This window comes from Flavobacterium johnsoniae (genome assembly GCF_030388325.1).
GTDB classification, from domain to species: Bacteria; Bacteroidota; Bacteroidia; order Flavobacteriales; family Flavobacteriaceae; genus Flavobacterium; species Flavobacterium johnsoniae_C.
Window position 1 is genome coordinate 3,774,833 of the sequence record NZ_CP103794.1, and the last position, 12,253, is coordinate 3,787,085.

At 31.1% G+C, this 12,253-nt stretch carries 13 protein-coding genes; 9 read left to right on the forward strand and 4 right to left on the reverse strand.

Annotation, left to right across the window (positions count from 1 at the left end):
- Positions 1 to 43: 43 nt before the first annotated feature.
- Together NYQ10_RS16560 and NYQ10_RS16565 are read right to left on the reverse strand one after the other, a co-directional pair.
- Positions 44 to 523 carry an Lrp/AsnC family transcriptional regulator gene (locus NYQ10_RS16560; RefSeq protein ID WP_008468989.1) on the reverse strand — a complete coding sequence of 160 codons (480 nt, stop codon included), beginning with the start codon at positions 521 to 523 and terminating at the stop codon, positions 44 to 46.
- A gap of 77 nt (positions 524 to 600) precedes the next feature.
- Positions 601 to 1,755, reverse strand: coding sequence for a M14 family metallopeptidase (locus tag NYQ10_RS16565; protein ID WP_289877332.1), 1,155 nt, complete (start codon positions 1,753 to 1,755; stop codon positions 601 to 603).
- A gap of 311 nt (positions 1,756 to 2,066) precedes the next feature.
- Between NYQ10_RS16565 and NYQ10_RS16570 the strand changes: the two genes are divergently transcribed.
- Positions 2,067 to 2,519 carry a helix-turn-helix transcriptional regulator gene (locus NYQ10_RS16570; protein WP_289877333.1) on the forward strand — a complete coding sequence of 151 codons (453 nt, stop codon included), beginning with the start codon at positions 2,067 to 2,069 and terminating at the stop codon, positions 2,517 to 2,519.
- A gap of 84 nt (positions 2,520 to 2,603) precedes the next feature.
- Here the strand turns inward: NYQ10_RS16570 and NYQ10_RS16575 are convergent, their stop codons facing one another.
- A complete protein-coding gene (locus NYQ10_RS16575; RefSeq protein WP_289877334.1) occupies positions 2,604 to 3,155 on the reverse strand; it encodes a 1-acyl-sn-glycerol-3-phosphate acyltransferase in 552 nt (183 codons plus the stop codon).
- Between the two features lie 64 nt (positions 3,156 to 3,219).
- On the opposite strand from NYQ10_RS16575, the gene NYQ10_RS16580 reads away from it, so the two are divergent.
- The 6 genes from NYQ10_RS16580 (at position 3,220) to NYQ10_RS16605 (ending at position 7,980) form a co-directional block, all read left to right on the forward strand.
- The gene (locus NYQ10_RS16580; RefSeq protein WP_289877335.1) at positions 3,220 to 3,885 is read left to right on the forward strand and encodes a spermidine synthase; all 666 of its coding nucleotides are present in this window, start codon (positions 3,220 to 3,222) and stop codon (positions 3,883 to 3,885) included.
- A gap of 6 nt (positions 3,886 to 3,891) precedes the next feature.
- Positions 3,892 to 4,569: a peptidoglycan DD-metalloendopeptidase family protein gene (locus NYQ10_RS16585; RefSeq protein WP_289877336.1), complete on the forward strand. Its 678-nt coding sequence runs from the start codon at positions 3,892 to 3,894 to the stop codon at positions 4,567 to 4,569.
- Between the two features lie 6 nt (positions 4,570 to 4,575).
- Positions 4,576 to 5,052 carry a hypothetical protein gene (locus NYQ10_RS16590; RefSeq protein WP_289877337.1) on the forward strand — a complete coding sequence of 159 codons (477 nt, stop codon included), beginning with the start codon at positions 4,576 to 4,578 and terminating at the stop codon, positions 5,050 to 5,052.
- Positions 5,053 to 5,063: 11 nt separating this feature from the next.
- Positions 5,064 to 5,588, forward strand: a complete 525-nt coding sequence (locus NYQ10_RS16595) for a hypothetical protein (protein ID WP_289877338.1) — start codon at positions 5,064 to 5,066, stop codon at positions 5,586 to 5,588.
- A 49-nt stretch (positions 5,589 to 5,637) separates the two neighbouring features.
- The gene (locus tag NYQ10_RS16600) at positions 5,638 to 6,108 is read left to right on the forward strand and encodes a nuclear transport factor 2 family protein (RefSeq protein WP_289877339.1); all 471 of its coding nucleotides are present in this window, start codon (positions 5,638 to 5,640) and stop codon (positions 6,106 to 6,108) included.
- Positions 6,109 to 6,237: 129 nt separating this feature from the next.
- A complete protein-coding gene (locus NYQ10_RS16605; protein WP_289877340.1) occupies positions 6,238 to 7,980 on the forward strand; it encodes an APC family permease in 1,743 nt (580 codons plus the stop codon).
- Positions 7,981 to 8,273: 293 nt separating this feature from the next.
- On the opposite strand, the gene NYQ10_RS16610 is transcribed toward NYQ10_RS16605, so the two are convergent.
- Positions 8,274 to 9,761 (reverse strand): aminotransferase class V-fold PLP-dependent enzyme, encoded by a 1,488-nt coding sequence (locus tag NYQ10_RS16610; protein WP_289877341.1) that lies wholly within the window; start codon positions 9,759 to 9,761, stop codon positions 8,274 to 8,276.
- A 182-nt stretch (positions 9,762 to 9,943) separates the two neighbouring features.
- Here NYQ10_RS16610 and msrA point away from each other — a divergent pair, with 182 nt between their 5' ends.
- Together msrA and NYQ10_RS16620 are read left to right on the forward strand one after the other, a co-directional pair.
- Positions 9,944 to 10,477: a peptide-methionine (S)-S-oxide reductase MsrA gene (gene msrA, locus NYQ10_RS16615; protein ID WP_289877342.1), complete on the forward strand. Its 534-nt coding sequence runs from the start codon at positions 9,944 to 9,946 to the stop codon at positions 10,475 to 10,477.
- Positions 10,478 to 10,665: 188 nt separating this feature from the next.
- Positions 10,666 to 12,234: a protein adenylyltransferase SelO gene (locus NYQ10_RS16620; RefSeq protein WP_289877343.1), complete on the forward strand. Its 1,569-nt coding sequence runs from the start codon at positions 10,666 to 10,668 to the stop codon at positions 12,232 to 12,234.
- Positions 12,235 to 12,253 lie beyond the last annotated feature (19 nt).

The following is a 12,253-nucleotide window of genomic DNA, read 5'->3' on the forward strand; positions in this document are numbered from 1 at the left end:
ATAAACTTGAGGTATATTTTAATATAGCATTCAAGAAAAGTTATTACATATTTTTGAAAATAGTATGCATCAAACGCTTCTTATCGTTAATACTTTCCTCTAAAGAAATCATAGTTTCTGTTCTGTAAACACCATCGATATCGTCAATCATAAAGATAACTTCTTTCGCATGCTTAGTGTCTTTTGCTCTAATTTTGCAAAAGATGTTGAATTTTCCTGTAGTTACAGAAGCTACAGTTACAAACGGAATTTGATTAATTCTCTCTAATACAAATTTAGTTTGAGATGTATTATTAAGAAACACTCCAACATAAGCAATAAATGAATAACCTAATTTATCGTAATCTAAGGCTAATGAAGATCCCATGATGATACCGGCATCTTCCATCTTTTTAACTCTAACGTGTACTGTACCAGCAGATATCAATAGTTTTTTTGCAATGTCAGTAAACGGAACTCTCGTATTGTCTATTAACATATCTAAAATCTGGTGATCTACTTCATCTAAACGAAATTTACTCATAATTGTTTAATTAATATTACTAATTGCTATTACAAAGTATAAAATTATATATAAAAAACAACAAATTCACAAAAAAATTAACTTTTTATTAATCCGTTAACAAATTTAACATTTTTATTTAAATAAAAATTTGCTTTTTGACCCACTTTAGGAAAATTTGTGAAATCGTCTGAATATTCTTGCCCTTTTGCATCGTATTCATAATGTCCAAAATATTTTTCCAATTCGCCTACTTCAACTATGTAAGCATTAAAATGAATCTTATTTTCGATTAATTCTTCTTTGTATTGTGCGACAAAATTCGTAATAATTTCGATACCATCATAATTTATTTTGACATTTTTATACATAAAATCATAAAAAACCACATTATTTTGTGAAATATTCAAATATTCACCAAATCTATAATCAACTAAATCGTTTTCGGAAATCAATTTGAAGCTCAAAATTAACGAGAAAAATATGTATTTACGCGTAATTTCCCTCTCGTAGTCATCTGGATAATGCCCTGCCTCAAATAAGATGGTAGGAACTCCTAAAAACTGAAAAGTGTCTCCAATACAATTAATATTAAAAGAATCATCGAAACGTCCAATCTGTCCCGGAATATATTTTTGAAGCTCTTCGTTTATTCCTGCAATAATATTAATCGCTTTTAATCTATTATCATTAACCTCTCTTTCTTCATTATAAGATGGCGCTAAAAAAGAAACTGTCGCAGGTTTTCCATCTGATCCTGCACCAAAAATAGTACGCTGATCGTGAAGATTAAAACAAAAGTGAGGTTTAAAACTTTCAAAAACCTGACGTAAAACATTACTTTCTGGCTGTGTTAGATCTTGCGAATCACGATTTAAATCAATTTCGTTTGCATTTGCTCGTGTATAAAGCCTCGCACCATCTGGGTTTAAAATTGGAATACTATAAAAGGTAAAAGTTTCAAGCAGTTTTTTTGACAAATCTGTATTATCATTCAATAAATTAATAAAGTCGAAAAGAGCTTTAGTTGTAGTGCTTTCGTTTCCGTGCATTTGCGACCACAAATACACACGAGTTTTTCCTGTTCCAATCTGGTAACTATATATAGGTTCTCCTAAAACTGATTTTCCAATTATTTGAACTTGATTATCGGTATTTAGTTTTTCTAGAAGTGGCTTGATATGGTCTAAAGTTAAATATCTGCCTGATATTGTTTCTTCTTTGTATTGATTAAAAAGTTGTTCTAAATTCATTGCGCTTTGATTAGTTTACAAAAGTAAACATCTTTATTTTTACAATTGTAAACCTTTAAAACCTTTAACAATTTAATATTGTAAACAGCTTTTTGAAACATAATTCAATTTATTCAATATTTTTAATATGTCAGAGTAAAACATAATAATTCTAGAATTCAAAACAATACAAATCAATTACTTACACGTATTACATCTACTAAAACTTTAAACAAAAAGACTTAATTCTAAGTTATATCAGTATGAAGATTGTTTCTATAAAACTTTTTGTTTACATTTGTAAATAGCTCATTTTCAAATAATAATTTACAATGGTAAACATAGACGATTTTGTGAAAAGACTTGAAACTGTAATGGATTATTATAGTTTAAGCACGTCTGCTTTTGCCGACAAAATTGGAGTTCAACGTTCGAGTATGTCTCATCTCTTGTCTGGAAGAAACAAACCAAGTTTAGATTTTGTAATGAAAATTTCAGAAGTTTTTCCAGATGTAAATCTTTATTGGATTTTGTTTGGAACTGGAAATTTCCCAAACAGCAATAAAGAAAATTCGAAAGAAATAATAAAACCGATCCCTCCTATTTCATCTGATGAAAACTTAGGCAAAGATTTGTTTTCTAAAATAGATTCAAAAGAAGAAAATAAAATTGAAAGAAAAATTTCCTCAGAACTAGAAAAGATAAATTTTAGTTTTGAAAACGAAGAAATTGAAAAAATTGTAATTTTTTATAAAAACGGAAGGTTTAAAGCCTATTCTTCGTAATGCAAAAATTAGCGCGTATTTGACTCTCTGTTCAGAAAATTTTCAAATATGCGATTCTCACGCGTTTGAAAAAAAATCTCAAAATTATAGTTTGACACCATTTTCAGGTATTTTTCCTAAAACACCTTCATAATGTTTTTTCAAAATTTTAAAGTCAGCTTCGTAATTTCCTGTCGGAAAAAATGGTTCGCCTAAATTTACTTCTTTCTTTCCCCAATCAAAAGCTACGGGAACAATCGGAACATTCGCTTTAAGCGCTATAAAATAAAAACCCGTTTTAATTTCAGTTACTTTTTTTCGTGTTCCTTCTGGAGCAACAGCTAAACGAAAGATTTCTTTTCTTTCAAAAATAGCCGCTATAGAATCAACTTTGTTTAAACCTCCTGAACGGTCTAAAGGTTCGCCACCAACACTTTTAAAATAATAACCAAACGGAAATTTGAATAATTCCTTTTTTCCAACCCAATTCATTTCCAGTCCAGAAATACCTCTCGTGAATAATCCTATATAAAAGTCATGATTACTCGTGTGTGGAATTACCATCAAAATACATTTTTTTACCTCTGCATTTTCTATTCCTACTATTTTCCAGCCCATTAGCTTGAAAAATATGAATTTGTACAATAGTTTTTTCATTAATCATTCAAAATTTGGTGCAAAATAAAAGATTTAATGCTAAATTTGAGTAAAAGCATTAAAAATGATTCAAAAATTTTTCAGTTATATAATTCCAGTTAAAATATTTAAAAAGAAATCTGCAAGAAGTAAAATAATTGAAGTAACCTGGGCAAATGGAGAATTGGTATTAGATTCTGAAAACACCAATTATTCATACGGAAGTCTACAACGTATATTAAGGTATGGACTTAGAAATATTGGTTACGACAAAATTTTAAAAATGGATCATATCTTATTATTGGGAGTTGCTGGCGGAAGTGTTGTAAAAACCTTAGTTGACGAAATTGAATATAAAGGAAAAATTACTGGAGTAGAAATTGATCCAGATATGATTCAGGTTGCAAATCAATATTTTAATTTAAACAAAATCAAGCAATTAGAACTTATAATTGATGATGCGTTTGAATTTGTTTTGAAGACAAAAGATCAATACAATCTTATTATCATAGATGTTTTTGAAGATACAAATATGCCGAACTTTTTATTCGAAAAATTCTTTTTAAACAGAATTTGCACACTTCTAAAAGAGAATGGTTTTATTTTATTCAACACAATGATTTTAGACGAAGCTCATAATGTTAGAAATAGAAAATATATTTCTGAAGTAAATTTAGAAACATTTACTGCAAAAATGCTTCCGAGAATAGAAGTACACAATGAATTAATAATTATAAATAAAGTTGCTTAATATTTTATGAAACCCCTTAGCTCTATACTAAACGCCTTACCACCTACTAAAATTATTGATGCCGAAATTAATATTTCTGATTATGTACCATTGAATTTATCGGTTTCTAATCAAGAATTAATAGATGCTAAGTTGGAAACTTCTCATGATTTTGAGAATTATATTTTTAATTATTTAAAAGAAAAAAAAGCACGAGTCGCTTTTGGAGGTTATATTGAAGGGCGACTTTTATATCAAAGAAGTACTATATTTTTTAACGAATCTAAGCCAGAACGAAATATTCATATTGGTTTAGATTTATGGACAAATGCTGGAACACAAGTTCTTGCTGCACTTGACGGAAAAGTTCATAGCTTTAAAAACAATGAAGGTTTGGGCGACTACGGCCCTACTATCATCTTAGAACATGCTGTAGAAAATGAAAAATTTTATACTTTATACGGACATTTATCGTTAGAAAGTATAGAAAATTTAAAGATTGGAGACTATTTTAAAAAAGGTGATCAAATCGCCACTTTAGGAGAATCTTCTGTAAATGGAGATTATGCGCCGCATGTCCATTTTCAGATTATTCATAATATCGAAAATTATTGGGGAGATTATCCTGGTGTTTGCAATGCAAAAGATCTAAACTTTTATATTGAAAATTGTCCCGATCCTAACTTATTATTAAAAATTACTTAAATAGTTATGAAGAAAGCAGGATTGATTATATGTTTGTTGTTATTAATTGGATGTAAATCTAAAACAGTTAGCAGAGATACAGAAGATTTAAAAATTAAAAAAGTTTCTGGAACAGAAGTAAATGCAAATCAGCAGCGAAAAGCGTATGATTTAGGAAAAAGAGTTTTAGAAACTTGTAATACTTCAAAATTTAAACCTTTTAATGAAACTGAAGTAACTAAATCGGTGATGGAAAACACAACTGAAGAGCGTTTAACCAAAACCTGTCAAAGATTTAGACAATATTATGGAAGTTTTATTGATTTAAAATTAGATGGAGTTTACAAAACCAAACAAGAAGTTATTTATCGTTATCATGCATTGTATTCTAAAAAAGTAGCAAACAAAGAATTACGTGTTTTTGTAAATGAGGATAATCTTGTTTCTGCCATAAAATCAATGGATTGGGATGAAAAATTTGACGCCAAATTAGCCGATCAATAAATATAAAAACTATGAATTTTAAATTACCGCTTTTTCTTTTATTGTTTGTTTCAACTTTTGCTTCAGCACAGCAAAGTATAAGTGTAAAAGGTTCAGCCCCTTTTCCGGCAACGCAGGAATACACTTTTATCTGCGAAAAATATGCTTATACAGGCGAAATAAAAGTTCAAATTGCAAAAACAGATAAAGGCGGTATTTTAAAAATGACCATTAATACCGCAAATGACAAAGCTAGAATTGCAGGCGGTGTCTATGTTGATTTAGCTAACGCAGACGTTATTGCTTGTACAGATAAAAATGTAAAAGAATCTGCAGATGGCAAAACAACATCCTATTATTACTTTACTCCTACTGAATGGCTAAAGCTTAAAAAGAATGATATCTATGCCGTTAGATTTATTATTGCTGGCGGTCCAGATAATTTTGGAAACCAAACAGGGCATTTTACAGCTTACAATAAAATGAATTACTTTTCTACAGCTTACGATAAATCTAAAAAATCTTTTGACACAGCTAAAGAAATTAGTGTACTATAAGTCTTTTTTTATCTAATTAATCTTATATTTATCGGAAATATTTTTTCTTATGAATGCAAATGAAGCTTTAATTGCTAAATTTTATACCGCCTTCGCGAATGCCGATGCCGAAACAATGATTGAATGCTATCACCCAAAAATTCATTTTATTGATCCCGCTTTCGGTTTATTAAAAGAAGATCAGGTTGCAAAAATGTGGAAAATGCTTCTTTTAAAAAGTAAAGGAAATATAAAAATTGAATTTTCAAATGTAAAAGCAGACGATTCAAATGGTTCTGCAAATTGGGTTGCTACTTATAATTTTAGTAAAACAAACAGAAAAGTAGTTAATCGAATTTATGCAGAGTTTGTTTTTCAAGATGGTTTAATTATCAAACACACCGACAATTTCGATATTTGGAAATGGTCAAAACAAGCTTTTGGCACGACTGGCTATTTATTGGGCTGGACAGGATTTTTTCAAAAGAAAGTTCAAAGTCAAGCTCTATTATCCTTACAGAAATTTCAAGAAACAAAATAAAATGCTTAAATTGAATATTCTTATACACTAAAAGTATATAATGAGTTTTCAATTTTATATCTGCCTTTTCTTCGATTCTAATTATTTGTTACTTATTGTTTTTTAGTAAAAGTGTTAATCTAAATACTGATGAAAGAAATTGTACACAAAAAATTAAATCAATTACAGGCAACTGCAATTTGCGGAAACGATATCAGCTCTTCATGTTTATACGTTTCAGCTTTAACTATTTTATATGCAGGACAATATGCTTGGATTTCATTGCTAATTGTTGCTGTTGTTTTATTTCTTTTCAGAAAAATTTATGGAGAAGTTGTTGGCGCAATTCCATTAAATGGAGGAGCTTACAATGTTTTACTAAATACGTCTACAAAGCGGTTGGCGTCTTTGGCGGCAACTTTAACCGTTTTGTCTTATATGGCAACAGCCGTAATTTCTGCTTCAGAAGGAATGCATTATTTACACGGAATTTTTGAAGGATTAAATGTAACCATTGCAACTGTTGTTGTTTTAGTTTTGTTTACTGGACTCGCAATTTTAGGAATAGGAGAATCTGCATTTGTTGCCGTTGTGATTTTCCTGACACATATCGGAACTTTAACATTATTAGTTCTAGCATCTCTTTGGTTTGTTCTAAATCATGGTTTAGATATTTTCCATTTTAATTGGCAAACTCCAATAACTTCAGGAAGTATAAAAACAGCACTTTTTTTAGGTTTTTCTGCTGCAATGCTCGGAATTTCAGGATTTGAAAGTTCTGCCAATTTTGTTGAAGAACAAGAACACGGTGTTTTTCCTAAAACGCTGCGCAATATGTGGGGAATTGTAAGTTTCTTTAATCCTGTAATTGCTATTTTATTGATAAGTGTAATTCCGTTAACTGAAGTTGGCGAAAACAAAGAATCTCTTTTAGCACATTTAGGACAAACAACTGGCGGTTCTTGGCTGGCGTGGTTAATTTCAATTGACGCGGTTATGGTACTTTGCGGAGCTGTTTTAACTTCGTTTGTTGGAGTTTCTGGACTTTTAAACCGAATGACATTAGATAGAATTCTACCCAATTATTTTCTAAAACAAAACGAAAGAGGTTCACATTACAGAATTATCCTGAGCTTTTTAATTCTTTGCATATCAGTACTTTTTGCTACAAAAGGACATTTAGAATCTTTAGCTGGAGTTTATACATTTTCATTTCTTGCTGTTATGGCTTTATTTGGAATTGGCAATTTGCTTCTTAAATACAAACGAAAAAAATTGCCTAGACCAGAACGTGCGCGCGGAATAGCGGTACTCGCGGCCGTTTTATTTGTAATCGCTGCTTTCCTAGGAAATATGCGTCTGAATATCAACTCCTTTTATACCTTTTTACAATATATGGTTCCAGCTTTAATTTTCATCGGAATCATGCTGAACCGTGTTATTCTAATTCGTTTATTGATTGAAGCTTTACAATATTTCTATCAGCCTTTGCGCAGAATGGTAATTTTAAGCAATCGTTATCTTCAAAATTTAAGCTCACAGATTAACTCGCAAGAGTTTGTATTTTTTACCAAAGGTGATGATATTACTATTTTAAATAAAGTTCTGCAATATGTTGAAGACAACGAAACAACCAAAAAACTAAAAATAGTTCACGTAAAAAGTGAAGCCGTTGATAATGAAGCGCTCAAAAAAGATCTCGAAGTTTTAGATCGCGCTTACGACGGACTTGATATTGAATACATAGAAATCGACGGTGTTTTTGGTCCTGAAATTATAGATGAACTTTCTGAAAAATGGAAAATCCCGAAGAACTTTATGTTTATAGGCTCGCCTGGAAATAAATTTTCTTATCGTGTAGCAGATCTAGGCGGTGTTCGCTTGATTATGTAATTTTTTAGAAGCAGACGAAATCGGTTTTTACAAGACCAATTGTCCCGCTATCCGTTGCAATTTTTTGTTCCGAACCCCGTAACAAAAAGATTTCCACTTCTATCGGGGCTAAATTAGAAATTATATTTTTCATAAGAACTAAAAAAAAAGTTTTCTCAAAACTTTGACAAAGTTGCAAATCAAACTTAAATAAAAAACCCGACAGGTTTTTAAAACCTGTCGAGTTTATTTAAAATTTAAAAAAATCTTTGCGCTCTTTAGCGTAAATCTTTGCGAACTTTGCGGTTAAAAAACTAAGATTTAAACCAGCTTTCTACCAATTCATCTTCAAAAGAAGTAGCATTTTTATGGATAAATTCATTTCTCATTTTATCATAAGAATAATCCAAAGCCCATTCTTTATGCTTTTGCGCCAATTCTTTAATACTTTGGCAAACAAAAGCAATTTCCTTATCTGTAGTTGTTGGGTGAATTGACATTCTGATCCATCCTGGTTTTTTGATTAAATCACCAATTGTAATTTCATTAACCAATTTATTAGAAGTTTCCTGATCAACGTGCAGTAAATAATGACCGTAAGTTCCTGCACAGCTGCATCCGCCTCTAGTTTGAATTCCAAAACGGTCGTTCAAAATTTTCACACCTAAGTTAAAGTGAAGATCATCAATAAAAAACGAAATTACACCAAGACGTTCTTTGTGCTGACCAGCTAAAATTTTGATATTCGAAATAGGTTCTAATTCACTAAAAACATAATCAACAATTTCATGTTCACGCTGCATGATGTTTTCAATTCCCATTTCTTCCTTCAATTCAATAGCCAAAGCCGTTTTTATTACTTGAAGAAAACCTGGCGTTCCGCCATCTTCACGATCTTCGATATTATCGATATATTTATGTTCTCCCCAAGGATTTGTCCAGCTTACCGTTCCTCCGCCAGGACAATCAGGAATCATATTATTGTATAATTTCTTATTGAAAATTAAAACTCCAGAAGTTCCAGGACCTCCTAAAAATTTGTGAGGTGACATAAAAACGGCATCCAAATAAGATTCTGGATCTGCCGGATGCATGTCAACTTCTACATAAGGACCAGAGCAAGCAAAATCAACAAAACATACTCCATTATGTTGGTGCATAACTTTTGCTGCCTCATGATAAGGTGTTCTCAATCCTGTAACATTCGAACATGCAGTAATAGAAGCAATTTTAATCGTTCTGTCTTTATACTTTTCTAATAATATTTCTAGATTCTCAACATTAAAAAGTCCTTTTTCACAAGACGGAATAATTTCAACATCAGCAATAGTTTCTAACCAAGAAGTCTGATTAGAATGATGCTCCATATGCGAAATAAAAACAATTGGCTTTTTCTCAGCTGGAACATTCGTAAAAGACTTTAGGTTTTCAGGAACTTTTAATCCTAGAATACGCTGAAATTTATTGATAACACCTGTCATACCAGTTCCATCTGTAATCAAAACGTCATCATTATTTGCATTTGCATGACGCTTAATTATATGTCTAGCATGATGATATGCTTTTGTCATAGCGGTACCAGAAACTGTAGTTTCTGTATGTGTGTTGGCAACAAAAGGTCCAAATTGATTCAAAAGCTTATCTTCAATCGGACGATATAATCTTCCGCTGGCAGTCCAGTCAGTATATATGATTGATTTTCTGCCATAAGGTGACGTAAATTCCTGATTTATACCGACAATATTTTGTCTAAATTCCTGAAAATAAGTTTCAAGAGTGATGGTACTATTTTTGCTATCCATTAGTTGTGCCTTGTGTTCGACTGCAAATATATCGTTTTTTTATAAAATTGCGAATTTATCAATACTAAACTTCAAACATTAAATATCTGTTTAGTATATTTAGTTAAAAGATCTTTTTTTTAATAAATTATCATAATACCCTATCGAATTAATAGGTAATAAACCAATAGAAATTATTATTTATGGGAAATTTATCAGTAGCTACCTTTGGTGGTGGTTGTTTTTGGTGTATAGAAGCTGTAATTCAGCGCTTAAAAGGAATAGAATCAATAAAATCGGGTTATTCAGATGGATTTATTAAAAATCCTGCTTATCGTGAAGTTTGTACAGGAAGAACTGGACATGCAGAAGTCATTCAAGTTACTTTCAATCCTGACATAATTTCATATCATGACTTAATTTTCATCTTTATGACAAGTCATGATCCAACAACTTTAAATCGACAAGGTGGCGATAGCGGAACACAATATCGTTCTATTGTTCTTTATCATGATGAAGAGCAAAAAGAAATTGCAGAAAAAGTTTTTGAGGAAGTACAACCTGCTTACGCAGATCCTATCGTTACGCAATTAAAACCTTTTGAAGTTTTTTATGAAGCAGAAGATTATCATCAAAATTATTATAATGAAAATCAAGAAGCTAGATATTGCCAAGTTGTAATTGATCCAAAAATTCAGAAACTTAAAAAAATGTACGCTGATCGATTGATTGGCTAAATTTTTTTTTTTGCCACAGATTAAATGGATTAGAGATTATATTTTTTCGAAGCAGATTGTCTCCCTGAGCAAAGTCGAAGGGCGTTCCAATTGGACTCGGGCTTCGACTTCGATCAGCCTGACAAAAATATGAACAAAAAATAATTTTAATCTTTGTAATATGTGGCGCAAAATAAGAAAGTAATAAAATGAAAAATCTTAAAATAAATAATCGATTTACAGCAGAATTACCAGCAGATCCTGATTTGACAAATGAAATTCGTCAGGTAAAAAATACGCTGTTTTCTTATGTAAATCCAACAAAACCTTCAAATCCAAAATTGATTCATGCATCCGAAGAAGTTGCTGAATTGGTTGGGATTTCTAAAGATGAAATTCATTCAGAAGAATTTTTAAATACTTTTTCAGGAAAAGAAATTTATCCTGAAACGCATCCATTTGCAATGTGTTATGCGGGACATCAATTTGGAAATTGGGCTGGACAATTGGGAGATGGAAGAGCAATTAATCTAACTGAAGTTGAAAACAATAATCAGTTTTATACCCTTCAATTAAAAGGTGCTGGAAAAACGCCATATTCAAGAACCGCAGATGGTTTAGCCGTTTTGCGTTCATCCATTAGAGAATATTTGTGCGCAGAGGCAATGTATAATTTAGGTGTTCCTACTACTCGATCGCTTTCTTTAATTCTTTCAGGAGATCAGGTTTTAAGAGATATTTTATACAACGGAAATCCTGCATACGAAAAAGGAGCCATTGTTTGTAGAGTTGCGCCTTCTTTTATTCGTTTTGGAAGTTTTGAAATGCTTACAGCTAGAAATGAGCTAAAAAATTTAAAGCAATTTGTTGAGTTTACAATCAAACATTATTTTCCAGAAATTACTGGAGAACCAAAAGAGCAATATTTACAGTTTTTCAAGAAAGTTGCCAATACAACTCGTGAAATGATTTTGCATTGGCAACGTGTTGGTTTTGTTCATGGCGTAATGAATACTGATAATATGTCGATTCATGGAATTACGATTGATTACGGTCCGTATGGTTGGTTAGAAAATTATGATCCAGATTGGACTCCAAATACAACAGACAGCCAAAATAGAAGATATCGTTTCGGAAACCAGCCGCAAGTCGCGCAGTGGAATTTATTTCAATTGGCTAATGCGCTTTATCCGTTAATCAATGAAGCTGCTCCGTTAGAAAAAATCTTAGATTCATTTATTACTGATTTTGAGGAAGATTACAAAGTAATGTTTTTAAGTAAATTAGGAATATTTACTTCAAGTGAAGCTGATGATAAAATCATTAAAGGTTTAGAAGAAATTCTCCAATTATCGGAAACAGATATAACGATTTTTTTTAGAAATCTAAGCCTGATTAAAAAAGACGATTCTGTTGAACAGGCATTCGAAAAAATTGAATATGCGTTTTATTTGCCAGAAGAAATTAAAGAAAAAATTCTTGATGCTTGGCAAAAATGGCTTTCAGTTTATTTAAAAAGATTAAATGCAGAAACAATTTCTGATGAAGAACGCGCTTCAAAAATGAATCTTATAAATCCGAAATATGTTTTACGAAATTATATGGCGCAATTAGCAATTGATTCAGCTGACAAAGAAGATTATTCTTTAGTTGATGAATTGTTTCAGCTTTTAAAGAATCCCTACGCCGAACAACCCGAATCTGAAAAATGGTTTGCTAAACGCCCAGATTGGGCAAGAACTAAAGTTGGATGTTCAATGCTTTCTTGTAGTTCATAAAAGTTTTTTGCCACAGATT